At 68.7% G+C, this 23,810-nt stretch carries 23 protein-coding genes and 1 pseudogene; 10 read left to right on the forward strand and 14 right to left on the reverse strand.

From position 1 onward, the window contains the following. Positions 1-65 precede the first annotated feature (65 nt). The 4 genes from ACFV0T_RS38970 to ACFV0T_RS38985 all read right to left on the reverse strand — a co-directional run bounded on the left by ACFV0T_RS38970 (position 66) and on the right by ACFV0T_RS38985 (position 1,856). Entirely contained in the window at positions 66-521 is a 456-nt protein-coding gene (locus ACFV0T_RS38970; protein ID WP_385789785.1) for a MarR family winged helix-turn-helix transcriptional regulator, read from the reverse strand. Positions 522-733: 212 nt separating this feature from the next. Further along, complete coding sequence (locus ACFV0T_RS38975) at positions 734-1,057, reverse strand: hypothetical protein (RefSeq protein ID WP_385789786.1); 324 nt, start codon at positions 1,055-1,057, stop codon at positions 734-736. Then, positions 1,054-1,182 (reverse strand): hypothetical protein, encoded by a 129-nt coding sequence (locus ACFV0T_RS38980; protein ID WP_385789788.1) that lies wholly within the window; start codon positions 1,180-1,182, stop codon positions 1,054-1,056. The genes ACFV0T_RS38975 and ACFV0T_RS38980 overlap by 4 nt, the downstream gene beginning before the upstream one ends. 113 nt (positions 1,183-1,295) lie before the next feature. Next, entirely contained in the window at positions 1,296-1,856 is a 561-nt protein-coding gene (locus ACFV0T_RS38985) for an NADPH-dependent FMN reductase (protein ID WP_385789789.1), read from the reverse strand. Positions 1,857-1,977: 121 nt separating this feature from the next. Between ACFV0T_RS38985 and ACFV0T_RS38990 the strand changes: the two genes are divergently transcribed. Continuing rightward, positions 1,978-2,493, forward strand: a complete 516-nt coding sequence (locus ACFV0T_RS38990) for a MarR family winged helix-turn-helix transcriptional regulator (RefSeq protein WP_385789791.1) — start codon at positions 1,978-1,980, stop codon at positions 2,491-2,493. Between the two features lie 122 nt (positions 2,494-2,615). Here ACFV0T_RS38990 and ACFV0T_RS38995 read toward each other — a convergent pair whose 3' ends face one another. Next, on the reverse strand, positions 2,616-2,741 hold the full coding sequence (locus tag ACFV0T_RS38995) for a hypothetical protein (protein ID WP_385789792.1): 126 nt from the start codon (positions 2,739-2,741) through the stop codon (positions 2,616-2,618). 448 nt (positions 2,742-3,189) lie between these two features. On the opposite strand from ACFV0T_RS38995, the gene mdlC reads away from it, so the two are divergent. Next, complete coding sequence (gene mdlC / locus ACFV0T_RS39000) at positions 3,190-4,809, forward strand: benzoylformate decarboxylase (RefSeq protein ID WP_385789794.1); 1,620 nt, start codon at positions 3,190-3,192, stop codon at positions 4,807-4,809. 70 nt (positions 4,810-4,879) lie between these two features. Here the strand turns inward: mdlC and ACFV0T_RS39005 are convergent, their stop codons facing one another. The 3 genes from ACFV0T_RS39005 to ACFV0T_RS39015 form a co-directional block, all read right to left on the reverse strand. Next, positions 4,880-7,828, reverse strand: coding sequence for an FAD-binding and (Fe-S)-binding domain-containing protein (locus tag ACFV0T_RS39005; protein WP_385789796.1), 2,949 nt, complete (start codon positions 7,826-7,828; stop codon positions 4,880-4,882). Positions 7,829-8,238: 410 nt separating this feature from the next. Next, entirely contained in the window at positions 8,239-8,865 is a 627-nt protein-coding gene (locus ACFV0T_RS39010; RefSeq protein WP_385789797.1) for a TMEM175 family protein, read from the reverse strand. A 295-nt stretch (positions 8,866-9,160) separates the two neighbouring features. Continuing rightward, on the reverse strand, positions 9,161-10,645 hold the full coding sequence (locus ACFV0T_RS39015) for a multicopper oxidase family protein (protein ID WP_385789799.1): 1,485 nt from the start codon (positions 10,643-10,645) through the stop codon (positions 9,161-9,163). A gap of 230 nt (positions 10,646-10,875) precedes the next feature. Between ACFV0T_RS39015 and ACFV0T_RS39020 the strand changes: the two genes are divergently transcribed. After that, a complete protein-coding gene (locus tag ACFV0T_RS39020; protein WP_385789833.1) occupies positions 10,876-11,673 on the forward strand; it encodes a carbon-nitrogen family hydrolase in 798 nt (265 codons plus the stop codon). Positions 11,674-11,792: 119 nt separating this feature from the next. Here ACFV0T_RS39020 and ACFV0T_RS39025 read toward each other — a convergent pair whose 3' ends face one another. Beyond that, positions 11,793-11,972 (reverse strand): hypothetical protein, encoded by a 180-nt coding sequence (locus ACFV0T_RS39025; RefSeq protein WP_385789800.1) that lies wholly within the window; start codon positions 11,970-11,972, stop codon positions 11,793-11,795. Positions 11,973-12,004: 32 nt separating this feature from the next. Here ACFV0T_RS39025 and ACFV0T_RS39030 point away from each other — a divergent pair, with 32 nt between their 5' ends. Next, complete coding sequence (locus ACFV0T_RS39030) at positions 12,005-12,358, forward strand: hypothetical protein (protein ID WP_385789802.1); 354 nt, start codon at positions 12,005-12,007, stop codon at positions 12,356-12,358. On the opposite strand, the gene ACFV0T_RS39035 is transcribed toward ACFV0T_RS39030, so the two are convergent. Together ACFV0T_RS39035 and ACFV0T_RS39040 are read right to left on the reverse strand one after the other, a co-directional pair. After that, on the reverse strand, positions 12,324-13,151 hold the full coding sequence (locus ACFV0T_RS39035; RefSeq protein ID WP_385789803.1) for an alpha/beta fold hydrolase: 828 nt from the start codon (positions 13,149-13,151) through the stop codon (positions 12,324-12,326). The genes ACFV0T_RS39030 and ACFV0T_RS39035 overlap by 35 nt on opposite strands. 295 nt (positions 13,152-13,446) lie before the next feature. Then, positions 13,447-13,653, reverse strand: coding sequence for a DUF6417 family protein (locus ACFV0T_RS39040; protein ID WP_385789805.1), 207 nt, complete (start codon positions 13,651-13,653; stop codon positions 13,447-13,449). Positions 13,654-13,979: 326 nt separating this feature from the next. Here ACFV0T_RS39040 and ACFV0T_RS39045 point away from each other — a divergent pair, with 326 nt between their 5' ends. Continuing rightward, complete coding sequence (locus tag ACFV0T_RS39045; protein WP_385789806.1) at positions 13,980-14,462, forward strand: cupin domain-containing protein; 483 nt, start codon at positions 13,980-13,982, stop codon at positions 14,460-14,462. A gap of 48 nt (positions 14,463-14,510) precedes the next feature. On the opposite strand, the gene ACFV0T_RS39050 is transcribed toward ACFV0T_RS39045, so the two are convergent. Then, complete coding sequence (locus ACFV0T_RS39050; protein ID WP_385789808.1) at positions 14,511-14,954, reverse strand: cupin domain-containing protein; 444 nt, start codon at positions 14,952-14,954, stop codon at positions 14,511-14,513. Between the two features lie 162 nt (positions 14,955-15,116). Further along, on the reverse strand, positions 15,117-15,623 hold the full coding sequence (locus ACFV0T_RS39055; protein ID WP_385789810.1) for a DUF6584 family protein: 507 nt from the start codon (positions 15,621-15,623) through the stop codon (positions 15,117-15,119). A gap of 212 nt (positions 15,624-15,835) precedes the next feature. Here ACFV0T_RS39055 and ACFV0T_RS39060 point away from each other — a divergent pair, with 212 nt between their 5' ends. The 4 genes from ACFV0T_RS39060 to ACFV0T_RS39075 all read left to right on the forward strand — a co-directional run bounded on the left by ACFV0T_RS39060 (position 15,836) and on the right by ACFV0T_RS39075 (position 21,016). Beyond that, positions 15,836-17,560: a glycosyl hydrolase family 28-related protein gene (locus ACFV0T_RS39060; protein WP_385789812.1), complete on the forward strand. Its 1,725-nt coding sequence runs from the start codon at positions 15,836-15,838 to the stop codon at positions 17,558-17,560. Between the two features lie 77 nt (positions 17,561-17,637). Beyond that, a complete protein-coding gene (locus ACFV0T_RS39065) occupies positions 17,638-18,912 on the forward strand; it encodes an alginate lyase family protein (RefSeq protein ID WP_385789814.1) in 1,275 nt (424 codons plus the stop codon). Between the two features lie 176 nt (positions 18,913-19,088). Continuing rightward, complete coding sequence (gene msrA / locus ACFV0T_RS39070; protein ID WP_385789815.1) at positions 19,089-19,601, forward strand: peptide-methionine (S)-S-oxide reductase MsrA; 513 nt, start codon at positions 19,089-19,091, stop codon at positions 19,599-19,601. 56 nt (positions 19,602-19,657) lie between these two features. Then, positions 19,658-21,016 (forward strand): mycothione reductase, encoded by a 1,359-nt coding sequence (locus ACFV0T_RS39075; RefSeq protein WP_385789817.1) that lies wholly within the window; start codon positions 19,658-19,660, stop codon positions 21,014-21,016. An 82-nt stretch (positions 21,017-21,098) separates the two neighbouring features. Here the strand turns inward: ACFV0T_RS39075 and ACFV0T_RS39080 are convergent, their stop codons facing one another. Continuing rightward, positions 21,099-22,358, reverse strand: coding sequence for an NAD(P)/FAD-dependent oxidoreductase (locus tag ACFV0T_RS39080; protein WP_385789819.1), 1,260 nt, complete (start codon positions 22,356-22,358; stop codon positions 21,099-21,101). Positions 22,359-22,616: 258 nt separating this feature from the next. Here ACFV0T_RS39080 and ACFV0T_RS39085 point away from each other — a divergent pair. Beyond that, positions 22,617-23,141 (forward strand): annotated as a pseudogene (locus ACFV0T_RS39085) (SRPBCC family protein). The last annotated feature ends 669 nt before the right edge of the window (positions 23,142-23,810 follow it).

Consider the following 23,810-nt stretch of genomic DNA (forward strand, 5'->3'; position numbering starts at 1 on the left):
GGTGTCGCCCGGGCCCGCGGCCGTCGTGAGCAGGGCGGCCCGCTGCCGGTCCCTGGTTCTGCTTCCTACGCGGGAGCTATACGTTCCAGCACCTCGGCGGCCGCGGCGATGTCGCAGCCCTCGAGCCTGGAGAAGATGTGGCGTCGCACACTCGCCAGGTTGGTCGGCCAGGCCTGCTTCAGCTGCGTCCACCCGGAGCCGGTGAGGACGGCGAGCCACGCCCTTCCGTCGTCGGTCGACTTCTCGCGCAGGACAAGTGACTGCGCTTCCAGGCGGTTCACCACTCTGGTCATGCCGCTCAGGGACAGCCCGCACATGTTGGCCAGCTCGCTCATGCGCATCTGGTTGTCCGGCGCCTCGGAGAGATGCACCAAGACCATGTACTCGGTGGTGGAAATCGGGAGTTGCTCGAGCATGTCCGCGTCGACGGTTCGAGGCAGGAGGGCCATTACTCTGCCGAGAGCTCGCAGGAACGCCTCCTCGTCACGATCGAGGGGCTTGATCGTCGTCGCCTCTGCCATGGCCACAGTGTAAATGGCCGCGCGGGGTCGCAAGTGACGCACGTACACCCCTTTCCCGTTCTGGACGCCGGTCATGAGAAGGCTCTCTTCGACACGTGGACGTAGGCGAGGAAATGGCCCTCGAACCGTTTCCTACGACGGTGCACGGTCCTACGGGAGCGGCTCCGCCGTGAGGCCGGCCGTCCCGTTCCGTGCGCCCGGGCCGCAAGGGCTCAGGACGACGCCGCCATCTCGCGCACCAGCGGCGCCACCCGGGTGCCGAAGGGCTCGATGTTCGTCATCAGCGTCTCGCGCGGCAGCCCGTTCACGCCGTACGTGAGGTCGAAGCGTGTCGCGCCCAGCGTGCGAAGGGTCGCGGCGATCATCCGTGCCACGGTATCCGGGGATCCCACGTACAGGGCTCCCTCGGGGCCGACGTCCTGCAGGAACTGCTCCAAGGTCGACGCACGGAATCCTCGCTGCCGGGCGACCTTGCGGATCGCGCTCTCGTTGTACGGCCAGAACTCCTCCACCGCCTCGGCGTCCGTCGCCGTCACAAGCCCCGCGGAGTGCACGCCGCGGACAGCGGACTGCCCAGGGAACCGTTCGTCACGTCGCCGAAGGTGTCCAGCCCGAGAGTGATCCGGTGCGGGTCCGCCGGGCGGCCGGAACGGTTGGTCATGACAGGTTCCTTGCCTGGAGCCGGGCCGTCCGAGGTGGGTGCCGGGCGGCCGTGGAGCGCGGACGCTCCCGCGCCGGGCGCGGGAGCGAGAGCCGCGATGGTGGCGCGCAGGGTCAGTTGGCGCGCAGCGGGGCGAGAGCGTCGCTCCAGGCGATGACCTCGTTGATGGTCGTGGTGAGCGTGTCACGCTGGCTGTCGGCCGGCTTGAAGACACTGAAGTTCTCGAAGTCGGTGAACAGCGAGAGCGCCACCTGGGAGCGGACGTCCGCCAGGTAGAGCTCTCCCGCGATCAGGCGCAGGTGCTCGACGGCACGGGTGCCTCCGGTGGAGCCGTAGCTGACGAAGCCGACCGCCTTGTGGTTCCACTCCGCGAAGAGGAAGTCGATGGCGTTCTTCAGCGCACCGGGAACCGAGTGGTTGTACTCGGGCGTGACGATGACGAATCCGTCGAAGGAGGCGATCTTCGCCGCCCAGGTCTGGGTGTGCGGCTGGGTGTACTGGCCCATCGCCGGCGGGTACGCCTCGTCGAGCAGCGGAAGCTTGTAGTCCGCCAGGTCGACGAGTTCGAACTCGGCGTCGGTGCGCTGGACGGCGTGCTCCAGCACCCACTGGGCGACGGCCGCGCCGTTACGGCCCGGACGAGTGCTGCCGAGGATGATGCCGATCTTGGTCATGGGGTTCCTTACGTGCGGTGATCGCCCCAGAGGGGGAAATAATTGCTCGGTCAAGAGCATGCTTGACGAGGCAAGTAAATGCGGCACTTCCTTGCCTTGTCAAGGAACTAGGGTGAGAGGCATGCCACCACAGACGCGCCACCTTCAGCCCCTGGACCCGGACGAAGAGACGCTGATGCGTGCGCTCGGACAGGTGATGCTCGCCCTGCCGCGGCTGATCGACACCGACATGGTCGGCGAGGGACAGCTGCCGCTGTCCGAGTACCAGCCGCTGATGCGCCTTTCCGAGGCTCCGGAACGGCGGATGCGCATGAGCGAGCTCGCCTCGGCCTGCAATCTCTCGCTCAGCGGACTGACCCGGGTGGTGACGCGTCTGGAGAAGCGCGGGCTGGTCCGACGCGCCCGGTGCGCCGAGGACGCACGCGGCTGGAACGCCGTCCTGACCGAATCCGGACTCGCGTGCCTGGAGCAGGCCTGGCCGGCGCACCTGGCCAGCGTGCGGCGGCACATCTTCGACCACTTGACCGGCCACGACCTGAGGGAGCTCAGCTCCGCGCTCGGCAAGATCGCACACCCGAGGACTCCTTCGGCGCCGCGATCCGCGGCCGCGAGGAAGGCGTCGCGCGGGCCGGCCTGACCGATCGAGCACGACGGCGCGTCGTAGCCCGCGCGGCGCGGGTCGACGCGTGGGTCGACAGCGACATCATCGTGGCCATCGGCATCCACGCCCTCCGGGACGAGCCGACCGTCCCAAGAGCGTCACGCGGTGCTGGACCGCGATGGTCGGCTGAGCTGCTCCAGAAGTTCCTGGCGGTGCGTGCCGGCCCAGGCGGCCGGCCGGACGGGTTCACGGCCCAGCAGGTCCTGGACCGCACGGGTGGTCACCGCGGAGTGTCCATACGGCTCTCGTAGATCTGTCGCGCCGAGTTCATGGACACCGCCCTGCTCGGCGGACCGGTTCCCGGCGCGGCCGCCATCCGCGCGCGTTCCCGGAGGGCCGCCGCCGACCTGCTGATCCTCATCGAGGCCGGACGGCTGTGAACCGACGAGCGGATCACGGAGACGAGCGCATCCGGCAGCCAAGTCACCAGCCCTGCCCCGCCGCTCCGCTACGGATCTCACCTCCGCCTTCGCCTGCCCGAAACGGGTGAACGCCACCTTCACCCGGACCTTGATGAACTCCGAATCGGGGTCGGCTTGATATTTTTTCCGCAGCCGCCCAGTTCACACCCGCTTCATCACCTCTGCCGTAACCCGAAGAGGCCCGCGGATCTGGACCCTTTCGACCTGACGCGTCAGCCACGGCGCGATTTCCCCCATGAACGGAAGCGCCATGCCGACTGTCCGTCAAGCCACCATCGAATTGCTCAGGCGTCATGGGCTGGACACGTGGTTCGGCAATCCGGGCTCCTCCGAACTGACGATGCTCGAGGATTTCCCGGACGACTTCCGCTATTTCCTCGGCTTGCAGGAAATGGTTCCGGTCGGCATGGCGGACGGCTTCTCCCAGGTCACCGGCCGCCCCGCACTGGTCAACTTGCACACGGCGCCCGGCCTCGGCAACTCCATGGGCGCCCTGTACAACGCGCACCTGAACAAGACCCCGCTCATCGTCACAGCGGGAAACCAGCGTCGCGTGATGCAGAACCAGAAGTGTCTTCTGACGAACGAGGATGCCGTCCTGGTCCCGCGTCCCTTCGTCAAGTGGTCCGCCGAGCCCGCCACGGCGAGCGAGGTACCGGCGGTCCTCGCACACGCCATCCACGTCGCCATGGCTCCGCCGACCGGTCCGGTGTTCGTCTCGCTGCCGATGGATGACATGGCCTACGAGTTGAGCGCGCCCGAGGCGGCGGAGGTCGAGGTGATCCGGGACCGTGCGGTCACCTACGTCGGCGGCTTCCCCCGGAATCTCGCGCAGGAGATCGCCGGCCGGCTGTCCGCCGCGAAGGCTCCCGCCTTCGTCGTCGGCGGCGACCTGGAACACGCCGGCGCCTGGGAGGCGACCGTCCGGCTCGCGGAGCGCAGCAAGGCCGCGGTGTGGACGACCCCGCTTCCCGGCCTGTCGGGATTCCCGGAGAACCACCCGCTGTATCAGGGCCTGCTGCCGCCCGGCGCCGGGTGGATCTCCGAGCTGTTGGAAGGTCACGACCTCGTCGTGGTGCTGGGCGGGCCGGCCTTCCGCTACTACCCGTACATCCCCGGCCCGTATCTCCCCGAGGGCACATCCCTCATCCACATCACGAGCGACCCGGACGAAGCGGCCCGTGCCCCGGTGGGCGACGCCTACGTGGGAGACCTTCGTGCCGCGGTCGAGGCACTGCTCGACGAGGTGCCCGAGTCGACCCGCAACGCGCCGAACCCCCGGTCCGAACCCCCGGCCGTGGACCGCGCCGAAGCCCCGATGCAGTCCTCGCGGCTGTGGACGGTCGTCGGCCGCGCCGCTCCGCAGGAAGCCCTGTTCGTCAGCGAGGCGGGCTCCAACGAGTCCCCGATCACCGAGTTCGTGCGCCCCGGTGTCCCTCTCTCCCACATCTCCGCCGTGGGCGGCGGGCTCGGATTCGGGCTGCCCGCGGCGGTGGGCGCCCAGCTCGCCGCCCCGGACCGCCCGGTGGTCGCCCTCATGGGCGACGGATCGATGCACTACGCGATCACCGCGCTGTGGAGCGCGTCGCACTACAAGGTCCCGCTGACGATCGTGGTCGCCTCCAACGCGGAATACGGCATCCTCAAACAGTTCGGTGACATCGAGAACGCCCAAGGCGTCCCCGGACTCGACCTGCCGGGGCTGAACATCACCGCCACAGCGGCCAGTTACGGCGTCGACGCCTACGAGGCCGCCGACTCCGACGAGGTCGCGGAGATGCTTCGCGCGGGAGTCGACGACCGGGAACGGCCGACCCTCATCAACGTCCGCACCACCAAGGTCGAGAAGGTGTCGCCGCGTCGGGGCTGACCGCCCGACGACAGTGGTCCGGTACGACGCCCCGACCCGTTCGCCATCACGTCGTCAGGCCATCACGTCGTCAGGTCTCCGGTCCCGCGGTCGCGGTGGGCCGCGAGAGCTCTTCCAGTAGGAAGACGAACGACTCGTAGGGGCGACCGAGCGCGTGCCGCAGGCCCATCTCGCAGGTGCGGTTCGCAGAGAGGTACGCCTGCGCGGGATCGGCGTCGAGTGCCGCCTTCTCGTCGCGGGTGGCGGAGACGACCAGTTCGGGGTGGAGCAGGCCCCGGTCTCCGGCCATGCCGCAACAGGTGGTGCCCACGGGGACTTCGACCTCGGTCGCCAGTGAAGCGGCGATGTCCCGTAGTTGGGTGTTGATGCCGAGGTGAGTGGTCGAGCAGGTCGGATGCAGGGCGACGCGATCGAGGGTGTGGTCGATCGTCAGGTCGGGCAGCAGGCCGTGACACCAGCTGACGGCGTCCACGATGGTGATCCGGTCGAGGCGGGCGAGGTGTTCGGCGTCGAGGTAGTTCTTCACGTCGTCCAGGAGCCCGTTGGTGCACGAGGCGGCGTCGATGACGACCGTCAGAGCGCCCTCGTCGCTCCAGCGCCACATGGCGTCACAGACGGCCGCCGCCATCCACTTGTGGCCCTTGTTGTAGCCCTTGCTGCTCCACGGTGTGGAGCAGCACTTGCCGGCCGCGTCCTCGGGGATCCACAGGGGTCGTCCGGCCCGTCGGGAGACCTCGACCAGGGCCTGCGGCAGGGACGGGGTGCGTGGCTTGTCGGGGTCGCGGCCGAAGATGCGGTTGATACAGGCCGGGAAGTACACGGCCGCGGCGCCCCCACGCCGGGTCTCGGGCAGTTCCGCGGCGGCCGCGTGCGGCATGGGGCCGGGCACGGACGGGACGAGATCGTTGCTGATGACGGTGCGGGCGGCGGCGGTCAGGCCGGTGAGTGCCTTGACGCCGACCGCGCGTTGCACGATGTCGGCCGAGGACATGGCGGCCCGGGCCAGTTTCTCCACCGTGGCCCACCGTCCGGCGAGGGCCAAGGCGACTTTCTCCCTGGCTTCGGTGGATTCGGAGCGCCTGAACTCCTTGATGAGCGCGCCGGTGTTGATGGAGACCGGGCAGGGGAGGGCGCAGCTCCCGTCGACGGCGCAGGTCTCGATACCGTCGTACTCGTACTCCGCCTGGAGCTGGGCCAGGATGTCGGAGCCGTCCGGCTGGCGTGCCATTTCGCGTCGCAGCACGATCCGCTGGCGCGGTGTGGTGGTGACGTTGCGGCTGGGGCAGACGGCCTCGCAGAACCCGCATTCGATGCAGGCGGTGGCGGACTCCTCGATGGCCGGGGTCGACTTGAAGGACTTCAGGTGAATGCCGTCGTCGCGGGTGAGGACCACGTTGGGTGCCAGCAGGCCGTGCGGGTCGGCGAGTCGCTTGACGCGCCACATCATCGCCGTCGCCTTGTCGCCCCATTCATGGCGGACGAAGGGTGCCATGTTGATGCCCGTGCCGTGTTCGGCCTTCAGTGAACCGTCGTAGGTCTCGACGACGAGCGCGACCAGGTCGGCCATGAAGGCGCCGTACCGTTCGCGGTCGGCGGCCTCGGTCAGGGCAGGGGTGAGGGTGAAATGCAGGTTGCCGTAGGCGGCGTGGCCGGCCACACCGGGCAGGAACTTGTGCTTGGCCAGCAGCTGCTGGAGTTCGTGCGCGCCCTCGGCGATCCTGTCGGGTGGGAAGCACACGTCCTCGTTGACGACGGCGGTCCCCGGAGGTCTCAGCTTGCCGATGATGCCCAGCAGTCCCTCGCGGACACGCCAGTCGAACTCGATGAGCTCCTTGTCGCGGGTGAACTCCAGGGGATGGACGAGGTGGGCGTCGCCGACCAGGCGGGCGACGCCGGCCTCGGCCTCGTCCAGGGCTTGTGGTGTGTCGGCACCGAACTCCACGAGCAGCGTCGCTGCCCGGTTGTCGAGGCTCTTCCAGTACTCGGGCGCGCCCTCGAAGCGCTGGGCGGCGGCGATCAGGGCCGGGGCGACCATGAGTTCCACCGCCTCCGCGCCGAGGTGGACCAGTCCGGGAACCAGGGCGACGGCCTCGTCGATGGACCCGACGGTGATCCAGGTGACGGTGGTGGCAGCGGGGGCCGGGAGCGTGTCGATGACAGCCTCGGCGATGAACGCGAGGGTGCCTTCCGAGCCGACCAGCAGTCGTCTGAAGATGCCCAGGGGTGTGTCGGAGTCCAGAAGGGCGTTGAGGGCATAGCCGGTGGTATTGCGAATGGTGAACTTGTGCCGTACCCGGGCGGCCAGTTGCTCGTCGGCCAGCAGTTCACCACGCAGTTCCAGCAGGCCTTGCGCCAGGTCCGGTTCGGCGCGGGCGAACCGCTCCTCCGCGTCCGGGCTGGACGTGTCGATGACCGTGCCGGAAGCGAGGACGAAGGTGACGTCCGCGACCGTGTGGTAGGCGTTGCGCTCCAGAGTGCAGCGCATACCACCGGCGTTGTTCGCGATGACTCCGCCGATGGTGGCCACGTCCGCGCTGGCCGGGTCCGGCCCCAGGCGCCGGCCGTGGTGGGCGAGGACGGCGGTGGCGTGACCGAGGATGGTGCCCGGCCGGGCCCGAAGCCGGGTGGCGTCGTCCTCGACGCTCATGCCGACCCAGTGGCGACGCACATCGACGAGGATGTCGTCGGACTGCGACTGACCGTTGAGGCTGGTGCCGCCGGCCCGGAAGGTCGCGTGCCGTCCGGTACGGCGGCAGTAGGCGAACAGTCCTACGACGTCCTCGATCGTCCGGGGCTGTACGACGACCTGCGGCAACAGCCGGTAAGGGCTGGCGTCGGAGGCGTAGCGGACCAGGTCGGAAAGCCGGTGCAGCACATCGTCCTCACCCAGCAGTGCGATGAGGTCCCCCTTCAAGGGCTCGGGAGTCCCGCGCACATGGGAGCCGTCCACGGCGTCGGGCTGGGCGGGACCGGCGGGCCGGCCGATCTGGGAGGTGTGCGGGGTGCTGAGCTTCTTCATCGGCTCCGCCTTCATGACCACGGGGCGGCCGGATCAGCCCGCTGTGCGCGGCCGGACACCGTACATGGGCCGCTTCGATGCACATGTACCGCTCCGATGTGCCACGCGCGCGGGGATCCCGTGGCGCGGGCCCATGGTCGCCTGAGCCCCGCCTCGGCCTCTATGCGCATCGGGGCGACGGCGAACCGTCGCCCTGTGGAACTGGTCCCGCGGATGTGCCGCCGCGCAGGCTGAGCGCCCTCCGTCCCAGTATCCGTGCCTACTCAGTATCCGTCCTTTCCACGTGAAGCGCTTGCGGGTGGGGACGGACCTCGAATCCCGGACCTCGAATTCCCCTGGCGCCAGTCCCCTCCGCCGCCCGGCCCTCCTACGTCAGGGGCGACCACCCGAGCGGCGCAGGCCCCCTGGTCCTAGGCAGGTGCGTCATGGATGCGACGGGCGAGGAGGTGGTGCGCGGGGATCACGGCGAGCCACGTCAGCATGGCGGCGTTCGTGTCATAGAGGGCGACGGGGATCGACACGGCGAAAATCGCGGTACTGGCGACGAGCTGTGCGGTGAATCTCCGACGGGCGGCGAACGCGGATACCGCGGGTGAGGGGTGTGCCTGCCGCTGAGTGAGCAGCAGTACGGCGACGTGTACGGCATCCACGGCGGCGATGGTGCCCGCGTAGAGGGCGATGGTCTCGGGGTGTGCGGAGTACTCGGCCAGGAGCGCGGTGGGGAAAGGCAGTACCGCGGCCAGGCCGAGCCCGAGAAGCGTGAGTCGGGTGACCAGGGGGCTGACGGTGGTGAGCGGCGCGAGGATGCGGCGCTGATCGCGCCAGAAGCCGGCGAGGACAGCGAAACTGAGGGCGGCGGCACCGAAGTTGGGCCAGGTCTCCCGCAGGGCCTGATGAAACGCGCCATTCGCAAGGTTCGGGGGAATCCGCAAGTCGAGTACGAGCAACGTCATCGCGATGGCGTAGATGCCGTCGGACAGCGTGATCAACCGGTCCGTGCCGGCCCGGGTCATCGCTTCCGCACTCGCATCCGCCATACGGTCACATTACGGGCAGCCAGGGACCTCCCGAAGGCTCCCAGCAAGCGGCCGGGACCAGTCACCACGATGGGCGAACGCCACCGGCCCCACCCGAAGGGCATCGCCCGTCACCACCTGGACAGGGCTGCTCAGCAGCAGCCACGTCAGCAGGATCATTCACCGTCTCGGAAACATCCCGACTGCGGGAGAGTTGACGCCGTCCACCTGCTCCGCACACCCGCCAGCGACACAGCACCCTCCTCAACTGCAGGCGCAGAGGGCCGGTCGGCGCCGGAGCACTTCGGACGAGTGGTCACTTGTCGATCTGGAGCACCGCCATCATCCCCGCGTCCTCGTGGTTGAGGATGTGGCAGTGCAGGACCGTCCTGCCCGGATAGTCGAGGAACCGGATCCGGACGACCATGTCTCCGCGCGGCGGGACGTCGACGGTGTCCTGCAGGCCGTAGTTGGTCTGCCGCCTGCCGTTGACGCTCATCACCTGGAAGTCGTTGGTGTGGATGTGGAACGAGTGGACCTCGTCACTGTCGTTCTTGATCGTCCACTCCTCGACGGTGTTGAGCTTGGCCCGGAAGTCGACGCGGTGATGGTCGAACTGCTTGTGGTTGATGTAGAAGAGCGTGCCCGCCTTGTTCTCCGTGAAGGTGACCGTCTTGCGTCCCGCGACGGACTCCTCTCCAAGGTCGTCCACCGGGGCGAAGGCCGTGGGCAGGGTCGCGGGCCGCATCGGTTCGCCGTCGGAGCGGACCGTGGCCAGCGTCGCCCGGGGAAACTGGTTGCCGGCCTTGCCGGTGTCGTACGGCAGGGTCAGCAGTTGCGCCACCCCGGCCTTCGGGCCCTGCACGAGCACGTCGTAGCGGGCACCGGCGGGGATGACCAGGGAGTCGACGGAGTAGACCTTGTTCACCGGATAGCCGTCCTGGGCGACGATGTGGAACCTGGTGCCCGGCAGTGCCACTTTGTAGAAGATGTTGGCCCCGATGTTCGCGAGGCGCCACAGCTGGGTCTCGCCGGGCCTGATCCGGATCCGTGGATTGAGCTGCCCGTTGACCGTGCGTGTCGTGGGTGCGCCGATCTTGAGGTTCGTGGTCTTGACGTCGTCTCCCACGAGTTGGAAGTCCTTGAGCGCGACGACACGTTGTGTGATCCCGCGCAGCGCCGCGGGCAGATACGTGTCGAGACCGTCGACCACGATCAGGCCGGCCATCCCGCCGGCGGTCTGGGCGGCGGAGAGCGTGTGCGGGTGCGGGTGGTACCAGTACGTTCCCGGTTCCAGGCTCTTGGGGAAGGCGTACTTGTAGGTGAACGACTTCCCCGGCTCGATCTTGAGAAAGATGTTGTCCGAATCGCCGACAGGTGAGACGTGCATGCCGTGCACGTGCAGGTTCGTCTGCTGGTCGAGCCTGTTCTCGAAGGAGACCTCCATCCGGTCTCCCGGCCGCAGCCGCAGCGTGGGCGGCATGTACATCCCGTTGTACGTCAGGGCCCACAGATCGCGGCCCGCCAGGCGCACCCGTCTGCGCTCGACGACGATCCTGGTCCTGAGCAGTCCGTTCCTGCTCAGGATCTGCGGGGGGTCGCGCAGATCCTCCGTCATCGGCGCGGTGAGGGCCGGCGACGGGGACACGCTCGGCAGGGGAACGGACGCCGTACGCGGACGGCCCAGTGCGCTCGTCTCGGTATGCGGCGTGCTGCACCCCGCCGCCAGGGCGAGCGCGGCGAGCGCGGATCCGATGGCGGTCCGGGTGCGACAGGCGTGTGCGGACAAGCTGAACCCCATGCTCTGCGAAGGGTGGAAGACGGGCGGCCGTGGGCTGCCATCATGCATCCAGAAATCCGACGAAATCGGTCACGACCCGGGAGATCGACGCGGGCGTCACCTTCATGAACGAGGCCGTCGGACGCCGCGCTGTCCTCGCACAGGACGCGCGATGTGCCGGCGGGGTCCCTAGGCTCGTAGGGAACAGGTTCTCCCCTTGGACCGTGGAGACGGTCTCGGAGGTGACAGCCATGCGCGTCTCGCTGATCCAGCTGTCCGTGGACGCGTCGGACTCCGCCGGCGAACGCCGGCGCCGGGCGGCGTCGCTGGTCCGCGGCCGTGCAGGCGACGATCTGGTGGTCCTGCCGGAGCTGTGGGCGGCCGGCGCCTGGTCGTACGACCGCTGGGCGTGCGACGCCGAGCCGGTCGACGGCCCCACCGCCGAGATCATGTCCACCGCCGCCCGCGCGGCCGGGGTCTGGCTCCATGCCGGGTCGATCGTGGAGCGGGACGAGGACGGGACGCTGTTCAACACCGCTCTGCTCTTCGACCGGACCGGTGAGCTGCGCGGCCGCTACCGCAAGATTCACCGGTACGGCTTCGACAGCGGCGAGGCGGCCCTGATGGGTGGCGGCCGCGACCTCGTCACCGTGCCCACCGACATCGGTGTGATCGGCCTCGCCATCTGCTACGACCTTCGCTTCCCCGAACTCTTCCGGGGTCTGCTCGACGCGGGCGCGGAGCTGATCGTGGTGCCCGCCGCGTGGCCCGCGGCGCGGTCCGGCCACTGGCAGCTCCTCACGCGTACAAGAGCCCTGGAGGAACAGGTCTTTCTCCTGGCCTGTTGCGCGGTGGGGGCACACGGAGGCATGGAGCAGGGGGGACACAGCATGGTCATCGACCCCTGGGGAACCGTCCTGGGCGAGGCCGGCACCGCGCAGGAGACGGTGACGGTGGACTGCGACCTGGCCGAGGTCGCCCGGATCCGCTCCGAACTCCCGGTCCTGCGCGACCGTGTCCTGGCCATCGAAGCTCCCGGGGGCCGGTGAGGTCTCCCGCTCGGCGTGAAACGGACGGCGTGCCCCGTCCGTTCGCTCTCTGCTGGAAGATCCCCGGTGGTGTCCGTCTCGGACCGGTCCGATGTCACGGACGGCGGGGCTGTCTCGTCTCAGGTCTCGGAGACGGACTTCGGGATCGGGACAGTGATGGACATGCGGGTGTTCGGGGCGGGCGCGACCGGGGTCCTGGTGTTCGGGGCGGGCGCGACCGGGGTCCTGGGGCGGCGGCTGGTACCACGGCCGGTGACCCGCGGCCACCGGGTGACGGCCACGACGACGAGCGCGGCCAAGCTCGATGTGGTGGCCCAACTGGGTGCGGGACGTGGCGGCCGAACACGCCGTCGACGCCGCGGACTTCGAGCTCGTGGACCTCATGGACTTCGCGCTGCCGCTGCTCGACGAACCGGTACCGGCGCGTGGCCTTGTCATTGCGCGAGGATTTCGTGGCCTTCGCCGACTTCCGGACGCAGGAGCCGCGCGTGGCGGGCTTCACGGGCTGGTCGACGAGCTGTTGGCGTGGGCGCGGGCGCTCGGCCCGTTGCGCGCGGCCTCACGATGCGCAGGCGGCAGCGGGAATTCCGGGCACGTGCTCGTGGAACTCACCGCGCCGCCTGCGGAACAGGGGCTGTCCTCCGCGTCGGTCAACTACGGGCGAACTCGAGGAGGTCGGCGTTGAACCGCTCGGCGAACTTGGGCACCATGGCCAGGCCGTGCGGGGCACCCTGGTACACCTTGTAGATCGCGCCCTTGACCAGCTTCGAACTCTTGTCACCCGCGGCCACGATGGGAACGATCTGGTCGTCGTCGCCGTGCACGATCAGCGTCGGGACATCGATCTTCTTGAGATCCTCCGTGGTGTCCGTCTCGGAGAACGCCTTGACGCAGTCGTAGGCGCCCTTGATCCCCACCGACATGCCCCAGAGCCAGAACTCGTCACGCGTGCCCTCGGAGACGGTCGATCCGTCGCGGTTGGCGCCGTAGAACGCGGCGCTGAGGTCCTGGTAGAACTGGGAGCGGTCCGTCTCCACTCCCGTCCGGATCTCGTCGAAGACGCTGAGCGGCAGGCCCTCGGGGTTGGCGTCCGTCTTGAGCATCAGGGGCGGAATCGCGCCCACCAGCACGGCCTTGGCGACACGGCTCGTACCGTGCCGGCCCATGTAGCGCGTGACCTCACCGCCGCCGGTCGAGTGTCCGACCAGGATGACGTCGTGCAGGTCCAGTGCCTCGATGACCGCGGCGAGGTCGTCGGCGTAGGTGTCGAGGTCGTTCCCGTCCCAGCTCTGATCGGATCGCCCACCGCCACGCCGGTCGTGGGCGATGGCGCGGAAGCCGTTGTCCGCCATCAGTTTCAGTTGGGGGTCCCAGGCGTCGGCGGTCAGCGGCCAGCCGTGGGAGAAGACGACTGGCTGGCCCGATCCCCAGTCCTTGTAGAAGATCTTCGTGCCGTCCTTGGCAGTGACAAAGGACATGCGTGTGTCCCTCTCATGCTGTTCGGGAACTCCGTACTTCGCTGGAGTTCAGTGCCCGAGCCGCACGTGGATATGTCACGCCACGCCCCCTGCGAAAGACACGGAGGAATTCGGACAAGGTCAGCAGCAGAGAGCGACCGGACGGGGCACGTCGTCCGTTTCACTGTAGTCGGGGGGAACCGGTTCAGCGCGCCGAGCGACGGAATCACCCCATAACGGGAGGTATTCGAGCGATTCGCGTCCGGTCGGCGGCATGCGCCGGTTCGGCCACGGGCTCGGCATGCATAGGGCGTCGTCAGTTCTCCGACGGGATTCGAACAGCGATCTCCCTCGCGAGCCGGTCCACCTCCGGCGACATGGCCGCATCCTCCTGTGCGACCACCGCTAGCAATGCGAGCAGGTCGTGCGCCTCTTCCAGCATCAGCAGAGCCAGACACTCGGAGGTGTGCTCCGCCGACGCGGCGATGATGGCGTCCAGGTCTCGGTGGTCGTAGTCATCCATGGTCTGGGCAACGTACCCGCCGAGCCCTGGGTCACGCACGCGCAGTACCGAACTCGGCCCCGGGACCGCATGAGCGGCGCGTGCGTCGCCCGAGCATGGCGAGCCGTCCGCGCCTACGTGTCCGTTCCACCGCCCCGCTCCGCAGCAGCCGCGGAGGAGGGCCGCCGAGAGGATGGGCAGCGCCCTCGCGTTCGACAGCGAGCCGCAGGCCCGCGCCCACATGCCCGGAACCACCGATCCCGAAGACGGCTCGGGGAAGGAACGGGGGTACTCGGGCACTCCCGTGAGACACGGCGGTGCCCGACAGATCGGAAAGGATGGCTTCGATGTCGTACCCGAAACAGGTGTACTCAGGAGACGGCGGCGAGATCAACGCGAATTTCCGGTCGACGAACACTCCGCCCAATATCGGCACAGCCGGCGAGAGCGCCATTCACTACCTGGCCACGACAGCCGCCACGCGGGGCGAGTTCGGACTGTACCGAGTCGAGATGGGCCCGAAAGCCGGTGGGCCCAAGACCCATTTCCACAGGACCATCTCGGAGTCGTTCTTCATCCTCGACGGTACCGTTCACCTTTTCAACGGTGAACAGTGGATCGACGCACAGCGCGGAGATTTCCTGCACGTACCGCAGGGCGGGCTGCACGCCTTCCGCAACGACTCCGACGCTCATGCCGAAATGCTCCTCCTGTTCACGCCGGGGGCGCCACGCGAACAGTATTTCGAGGGCCTTCCGAAGCTGGCCGACGCCACGGACGAGGAACGCGCCAGGTTCTTCGACGAGCACGACTCGTATTTTCTGGAGTGACCTGCGCGAACACACTTCACCTCACCTGCTGCGCGACGGGGTCGCGAATCAGTCCGTGGGGCGCGGAGCGCGCAGCGGGGCCCGTCGCGCCAGCTCCGCCTCGTCGACGAGCGTGAGCATCGGCTTGCCCGGCTCGCACAGCATGGTCACGACGAATCGGCACCGGGTATCCGTCCGGGCATTACCGTCCTGGTAATGGATCACGTCACCGCCGGGCTCCCAGAAGGTTTCGCCGGCCTTGACCACGCGTTCCGGTTCTCCTTCGACTTCGAAACGTAGCTCACCTTCGAGTACGTATCCAAATGCCGGTCCCGAGTGACGGTGCGGAGGGGTGCCGGGGTCTCCGGGCGGCCACTCGACCAGGATGGTCATTCCCGAGGCGCCATCGGGAATGTGGGGCGGTTCGACGTCCTGGAGCACCTTTACCGCGGTCTTCCAGACCTCGGAGCGCGTTGCGCCATCGGTCTCGCCCGCTGAGTCTTCGCTCGACACTGTTCCACACCTCGATAACTGCTGGCCGTGCACGCGACCGTGTGCCGCCGGACGGTGAATCCGATGTACCGATATCTCTCGTCCGACGGTAACAGCGTCCGCGTATTTCGGGCGGCATCCACGGCGGCCCGGAGCAAAGAACGGGCATCGCGGCGCTTCGTTTCAGTCGAAGAAGGCAAGGAGTCCGTTCACCCAGATCGCGAGGAACGCAAGGAGGGCCACCAGACATCCGGCTCCCGCCAGGAATCCGGAAAAGGTGCTTGTCCCGATGTCCTCCTGCCCACCGACGAGATTTCCGTCCCAGTCGACTTGGCGCCCCACGGCCTCGGAGCAGGCTGCTCGTACCGCCGCCAACTGCTCCCTGGCAAACGCCGATCGGGCAAGCTCCTCAGGTCCCTTCCAGGCGAGTGCCCGCATGCGCAGCGGAGCCGTGGGATACCTCGCCTCGAAGGCGGACGTCTCAGCCGCGTCCCGGTCCTGTTCGAGGTACATCCAGCGGCCGGCCTCCGCGGGCTCTCCGTACAGGCGGTACACCTCGGCCAGGCGGCGGCGAAGCGTCAGGTCGTCGGGAAAGGACGACACCAGCCCACGCAGACGCTGACGCGCGACGGGAACCCGGCCGGCGGCCAGGTCTGTGTCCACTCGGGCAAGGGTGTCTCTCAGGGGCATGGACGCATGATCGGTTACCCCGGCGACCGCCGTCGACCCGGTTTCACCTCTCACCGGCCGTGAGTTGGACCCTGCAAGCCACTTTCCCGGCCCGGGGCCGCCATGTCATGCTCGCGTCCGACACGGTTATGAATGGCGTTCACGTACATGACCTGCACCAGCTTCTCCAGGTGCCTTCACGTACGTGACTTCATCTCCATGGAGGGACGGGCATGACCGAGACACACGGCGCCGGGAGTGACGACCGGCGCGCCGGGATCACCAGACGAGGCCTGCTCGGCACTGCCGCTGTCGTGGCGGCGGGCACCGCGGCCGGCGGTGGTACGGCTGCCGCCGCCCCCACGGCGCGTGGTGAAGTCCCGGTTCTCTGGCGGGAGTTCACGGAGACCCCGTACACACACCCACAGATCCCCTACGTCGGGCGGGCGGGCTGCCGCGCCGGCGCGGTTCGTTTCCTCCGCCGCCCCCGCGTCTACGACGTACGCACTTTCGGGGCCAGAGCGGACGGCAGCACCGACTCCGCCCCCGCGATCAACCGTGCCATCGCCGCTGCCGGACGGGCCGGCGGTGGCACGGTCTCCATTCCGCCCGGGACGTTCCGCATCGACGACGTGATCCGCGTCGGTCACTCGAACGTCGTGCTGCGCGGCGCCGGCAGCGACCGCACGACGCTCCTCGCGACGCGGAACCTGACCGAGCTGATCGGCGTCTACGGCTCCCGCTACGGCGGCGACAAGTCGTCCTGGTCCTGGGCGGGCGGCCTCATCTGGCTGGCACCCGAGACGCGTTGGGACTCGCTCGTCGCCGCGATCCGGGCGAAGGCGTGGCCGTTCGAGGGCTGGACCGGTAACCGGCGTGACGAGTGGCGGCCGCTCACCGGCATCGCCCCGGCCCGGCAGGGCGCCTGGACCGTGACGGTCACCGACCCCGCAGAACTGCGCCCGGGAGCGCTCGTCCTGCTGCGCCTCGTCGACGACTCCGCTCACACGCTCCTGGAACACATGTCGGGCGGCGGACCGGGCCCCGAGGCGTACTTCTGGGAGGACAAGACGAAGCTGACCTCGTACGTCCCCTACGAGTGGCCGGTGCGCATCACCCGGGTCCGCGGGCGGGAGGTCACTCTGGAGCGCCCCCTGCCGCTCGACGCGCGCCCCGAGTGGAATCCGCAGCTCACCACCCATGTGACGGAGCTGACCGGCTCTGGCGTCGAGGGCCTGACCCTGGAGGCCGTGGAGACCCCGCAGCAGCCGCACCTCCTCGACAAGGGGTACAACGGCGTCGTCCTGCAATGCGCGTACGACTGCTGGGTGGACGACGTGACGGTCCGCCATGTCGACAACGGGTTCGGCCTGGTCGCCGCGTCCGCCTGCACCCTGCGCCGGACGCGGGTCGCGGGCCGCGGCAGCCACCATCCCTACTTCTGCCGCGAGGGCTCGCACGACAATCTGGTCGAGGACTTCACGATCGAGGAACGCACCACTCCCGCGCCGGGGAACACCCAGCTGCACGGCATCAACGTCGAGGGGCTGTCCTCGTACAACGTCTGGTCACGGGGCGACATGCGGATGGGCACGTTCGACAGTCACCGCGGTCTGCCCTTCGCCGACGTCCGTACCGACATCACGGTGAACAACAACGGCCGCCACGGTGGTGACGCGAGTGCCGGCCCCCTGTTCGGCGCCCGCTTCACGCACTGGAACATCCGCGTCACCAACGGCCGAGCGGGCCTGGTGAAGATCGACACCCTGGCCCCGTACTCCGCCACCGTGGGGATCGACGAGGTCAGGGAGTTCGACCAGATCGACGTCAGCGACTTCACCGGCGACCTGCACACGCGTCTGGAACTGTACGGCGCCCCGGACGCTGTACGGCCGCAGAACCTGTACGAGGCCCAGCGCGTTCTGCGGCACCGGCAGGGACCGCCGACCGGGCATTGAGCTTCCGCAACGGACCCACAGTTTGCGTGCGTTGCGTTGCGTCGCGTCGCGTTCACAGACATGATCGGAGTTGATCGATGACCACGCGTTCCCGTCTGGGTGTCCTCGTGACGGTCCTGGCCGCGCTCACCGCAGGTGTCGTACCCGTCGCTGCGGCGCGACCGGCGCACCCGGTGCCCAGGGTCCCGCACACCGCCGTCCTCGACGGCACCCGACTGCAACAGGCGAAGATCCGGCTGGATCACGGCGACCCGCGGCTGCGGCGAGCCGCCGAGGCTCTGACGGACCGCGCCGACCAGTGGCTCGGCCAGGGCCCCTGGACCGTCGTCGACAAGCCCAGGCCCGCACCGGGCGGCGACGTACACGACTATCTCAGTCAGGCCCCGTACTGGTGGCCCTCCCAGCCGCCGACCGCCGACAACCCGTGGGGCTGCCCGTACGTGCAGCGCGACGGCCAGCGCAATCCCGAGGTCGACACCGGCACCGACCGCCAGGACGTCGAGAAGGTGTTCGACGCCACCTACGACCTTTCCCTCGCCTGGTACTACACCGGCGAGAAGCGCTACGCCGAGAAGGCCGGGCAGATCCTGCGCACCTGGTTCCTCGCCCCTGCCACGAGGATGAACCCGAACCTCGACCACGCGCAGTTCATCCCCTGCAAGTACGACGGCCGGGCCATCGGCATCATCGACTTCTCGCAGTCGTTCACCAGCGTCCTCGACTCCCTCGCCATCCTGGACACCGGCGCTCCGGGCTGGAGCAGGACCGACAGCACCGGTATGACCAAGTGGAACACCGACTTCCTCGGCTGGCTCAAGAACAGCGACTTCGGCAAGGAGGAAGGCGCCGCCGCCAACAACCACGGCACCTTCCACGACATGCAGCTCGCGGCCCTCGCCTACGCGACCGGCGACAAGGCGCTGGCCCGGCAGACCGTGCTGGACTCGCGGAACAGGCGCATCGCGCCGCAGATCGCCGGCGACGGCAGCCAGCCCCAGGAGCTGGCCCGCACGCGCAGCTGGCACTACTCGACCTTCGACCTGGTCGCCTACACACGGCTCGCCGCCATCGGCCGGCACGTCGGCGTGAACCTGTGGCAGTACCGGGGCCCGGACGGACAGAGCCTGTTCAAGGCGGTGGACTACCTCCTGCCCGCCGCCACCGCGTCGTCCCCGTGGCCGCACCCGGAGCTCGAGTTCTACCGGTACGCGGCCGGCGACGTCGTACACGCGGCCGCCGACGCCGGAGACACCAGGGCCCAGCAGGCCGTCCCGCTCCTGGAGGAGCCGCCGGGCGGCGACCTGTGGACCCTGCGCCCCGCGGCGGAGCAACTGGACTCCATCACGGGCTGACCCACAGCTGTCGGAAGCAGCCGCCGACCACCCGCTCATCGAGGTGCGCCTCTCCCCCACCGGTACCACCCGGCAGCCGTTCACGGAACAGCAGTAGAATGTGATGCCGGATAGTCGGGCCGGTGCGGGTTATTCAATACCTCGAATTATTCATTACCTCGAAGGAGTGGGACCAATTGAGTACTCATGAGGAAAAGGCGCTTCTCGCGGGCGGCTGTTTCTGGGGAATGCAGGAGCTGGTCCGGACGCTCCCGGGCGTATTGGACACCCGGGTGGGATACAGCGGCGGCGCCACGGAAAACCCCACTTATCGAAACCACGGGACGCACGCCGAGTCGATCGAGATCGTTTTCGATCCGGACGTGACCAGCTACCGCGCGATCCTGGAATTCTTCTTCCAGATCCATGATCCGACGACGAAGAACCGGCAGGGCAACGACATCGGCCTCGACTACCGTTCCGCGATCTTCTATCTCGACGACGCTCAGAAGCGTGTCGCCGAAGACACCATCGCCGACGTCGAGGCGTCAGGACTGTGGCCCGGTGCCGTGGTGACCGAGGTCGTTCCGGCCGGCCCGTTCTGGGAGGCCGAGCCGGAACACCAGGACTATCTTCAGCGCTACCCGGAGGGTTACACCTGCCACTTCCCGCGGCCGAACTGGCAACTGCCCAAGCGCGCGGGTTCCTGAACCGGCGCCCTCACGCGCCGCAGGATCGGTATCTCGTCGACGGAAGGTGGACGGGCATGCGGCACTACGATCTCGTCGTCCTGGGGACGGGCAGCGGCAACATGCTGCTCAGCGAGGAATTCGCTGATCTCCGCACCGCCATCGTGGAACCGGGCCGATTCGGCGGCACCTGCCTCAACCGGGGATGCATCCCGAGCAAGATGTTCGTCCTCACCGCTGACGCGGTCGAGGACGCGCGCGCGGCGAAGCGTCTCGGTGTGCACGCGGGCGTGGACACCGTCGACTGGAAGGCCGTCCGCGACCGGGTGTTCAACCGTATCGACCCGATTCACGAGAGCGGGCTCGAGTACCGCAGGAGGAGCGGCGTCGACGTGTACACCGAGGAGGGGCGATTCGTCGCTCCGAAGGTGTTGCAGGTCGGCGCCGAGCGGATCACGGCCGACACGTTCGTCGTCGCGATCGGCTCACGGCCCGTGGTTCCGGACATCCCCGGACTGGACACCGTGCCGTATCACACCTCGGACACCATCATGCGGATCGACGAGGTGCCGCCCTCTCTGGTCGTGCTGGGCGGCGGCTTCATCGCGGCCGAGTTCAGTCACGTGTTCAGCGCCTTCGGCGCGGACGTCACGATCGTGCAGCGCGGGCCGCGCCTGCTGATGGCGGAGGACGAGCAGGTGTCGGCGCGCTTCACCGAACTCGCCGCACTGCGCCATCGTGTGCTGCTCGACGCCACCACCACCTCCGTCGCGCGGCACGGCGACGGCGTGGCGGTGACCGTGGAACTCCCGGACGGCGGCGAGCAGGTCATCGAGGCCGCCATGCTGTTGGTGAGCGTCGGCCGCCGGCCCAACACCGACCGCCTGGACGCCACCGCCGGCGGACTCGAGCTCGACGAGCACGGCCACATCTTGGCCGACAGCGCCTACCGGACGTCCGTACCGGGAGTCTGGGCACTCGGCGACGTGGTGAACCACTTCCAGCTCAAGCACATGGCGAACGCCGAGTCGCGGGTCGTGCAGCACAACGTGCTGCATCCGGAGGACGTGCGCACGCTCACCAACACGGTCGCTCCGCACGCGGTGTTCACCAGCCCGCAGATCGCGAGTGTCGGCCTGACCGAACAAGCCGCGCGGCGCCGCGGGACGGACTTCCTGGTGAGCGTCCGTGACTACAGCGACACGGCATACGGTTGGGCCCTGGAGGACACCACCAGCTTCGCCAAGGTCCTGGCGGACCCGGCCGATCGCACGATCCTCGGCGCGCACATCATCGGTCCCCAGGCCGCGACGCTCATCCAACCACTGATCCAGGCCATGTCCTTGGGGCTGACGGTGGACCAGGTCGCCCGGGACGTGCTGTACATCCACCCCGCCCTGACCGAAGTGGTGGAGCAGGCTCTGCTGGCCTTGTGACGCTCACCCGGCGGCGTCCCCGTCTTGTGCACCACGGCCGACGCAACGGCCGACGCCTAACCGCCGACGTCACGGCGGGAGCCTAACGGCCGAGGTCCCGGGCCACCTCGCGGGCCGCGCGTGCGCCCGAGGCCAGGGCTCCCTGGACCGACCCGGTGGCCCGGTGGTCTCCGCACACATACCGGCCGGGAGCGACCCGGGCGGTACGGCTGAGAGGTTGCGGGGGCGACATGACCGGCAGCGCGTCGGGCACGGTGCGCACGGTCAGCAGGTCCCAGCCGTCGGTGTCGGCGTCGTACACCTCCGCGAGCGCGGTACGGACCTCGCGTTCGCGGCCCGCGCCGTCCTCGCCGAGCACCGAGGTCGCGATCAGGGACATCCCCGTGGGCGCGTACCCGGGTACCACCTCGCTGAGGACGCAGGTGTTCAGGAATCGCCTGCGTGTGTCGGTGACCAGGGTGGGCTCGGCGAGCGGGGTGCGTGTACTGGCGTGGTAATAGGTCGTCACCACCCGGTACGCCGGCACGTCAAGCTCCGGCAACAGGCGGGCGACCGGCCCTGGACCGGTCGCCACCACCACGGCGCGGGCCGGGAGTTCGGCACCCGTGGCCAGTTCGACGCCGTCGTCCGTCAGGCGGGCCACCTCGGTGCCGAGACGTACGCTCGCCGCCGGAAGCGCGTCGGCGAGCAGACGCGGCACCGCTCCGATCCCCGCCCCCGGCAGGCAGAGCGTGCCGCGCAGCATGCTGCGCCAGACGAGGTGGAAGAAGCGTCCCGAGGTCTCCAGCTCGTCCTCCAGGAACACGCCCGAAAGGAAGGGGCGGAAGAAGCGTTCGACGAACTCCTCGGAGAATCCCGCCGCCGCCAGCGCGGTCCGGGTGGTGCGGTCCTCGCCGTGCTTCAACAGGCGTACGGGGGCGAGCATGTCCCGGGCCGACAGAGCGCCCAGCGCGATGAGGTCGCGGGTACCCGCGAGCCGTCCGGGAAGCAGGTCGTGCAGGCCGCGCGGCGTGCCGGTCGGGCTGCGGGTCGGGTCGCTGAACCGCAGCCGGCCGTCCTCCGTGTGCACGAGGACTCCCGGTGTGAAGGGCCTCAGCCACAACTCCGGCAACGGAAGCCTGCGGCGCACCTGAGGGTAGGAGGTGTTGAAGACCTGGAAGCCGCGATCGACGACGAAGCCCTCGTGGTGGTCGGTACGCATGCGCCCGCCGACCTCGTCGGACGCCTCCAGGACTTTGACGTCGAGTCCGCCGCTCAGGAGGTCCGCGGCGCAGGCCAGACCGGCGAGGCCGGCGCCGACCACGAGGACATCCGGTACTCCGCTGGGGGTGGCCACAGGCATGCACTCTCCTCGTCCGACGGCTCCATCGCATCCGCCACCGGGGCCGTCTCCGGCCGCGGCGACCGCCGCGCACGCCCGTACGCGGTCTCCACGACGATCTTCCCGCCGTAGCGCCGCGATGGATGCGCGGCACGCTGACCGGCTTGCCGAACACGACCACCGGGCCGACGGCCGAGGCAGGCGGCGGTGACGGTGCCGGTACTCGCGTGCCATGATTCCTACTTGTCAGTAGCAGGCGTCCCGGTGGGAGGCAGTGTCTTGGCCCGCGTGTTCACGGTGCACGGCAGCATCGTCATCGCCGTCCCGCCCGAAGTCGCCTATCGAGCCGTGAGCTGCCCGGGCGACATGGGCCGTTGGAGTCCGGAGAACCTGGGGACCGCAGCCAAGTCGGCCGACGGACCGGCCGAGTTGGGCACGACGTTCGTCGGGCGCAACAAGCGCGGAAGGTTCCGGTGAGTGACGCGCTGCACGGTCACGGCAGCCGACCCGGGCCGTCGCTTCGCCTTCCGCGTCCACGCGATCGGATTCGACCGGCCACGCCTGCGCGGCCCGATCGCCACCTGGGAGTACCGCTTCGAGCCGGGTGACGGGGGCACGAAGGTGACAGAGACCTGGACCGACGACCGACGTTCATGGCCGACAATCGTGGCCAACACCTTCGACCGGATCGCCACCGCGGGCAGCACCTTCGCCGCCTTCCAGACCCGCAACATCGAAAAGACGCTGCGTAACCTCAAGCGGGAACTGGAGCTGGACCAGGGAAATGGCGGCCGGCTCTTGTAGGGAGGCGGTGCGATCGGGGTGAGCTGGGGGTCCCCGCTGCGAATTCCGTCGATCACGAACGGGAACAGGTGGGTGGTCGGCAGTTCGTTGCGGTACTTGACGACCGTCGGGTGATCCTGGTTCACGTTGATGGTGGGCCCTGGATACCCCATACCGATCGCCTTGTGGTGCGAGTGCGGGTTCGTGGCCCGGTAACCCCACACGGTCACCGGCCCGAGATCCCGGTGGAAGCGCCAAGAGCCCCGCCGCATGGTGATCTCGTAGTAGTCGGCGCCCGGATAGACGGAAGAGTCCGGGATGGCCGTCATCGGCACGGGCAGCGGGTCGACGAACTTCTTCAGCGCAGGGGTGTGCGGCACCGAGGTGTCATCAGGATCCGACCCGTGCGCCGGCGACGCGTACGCCCGCTCTTCCGGAACGCCCTGTGGAACCATGGCTGTACCCTCTCCGCGGCACCGGCCATGAGGAATTCCCGTCGCCCGAACGTCATCTCCAGCCTTCCGTCACCTCTCGTGACGTCCAGGGGATAGGGCTGGTTTTGATCATCGCTGCAGCACGCCGGTCCGGCCTGGGAAAAGCCACTCATTGAGCCGTTTCAGCAGAAATTCAGCAGACATCGAAATCGCCATTGAATTATCACCGTCGGTCCGCATACACGCAAAAGCCGTC

The organism is Streptomyces sp. NPDC059582 (genome assembly GCF_042735715.1).
GTDB lineage: Bacteria > Actinomycetota > Actinomycetes > Streptomycetales > Streptomycetaceae > Streptomyces.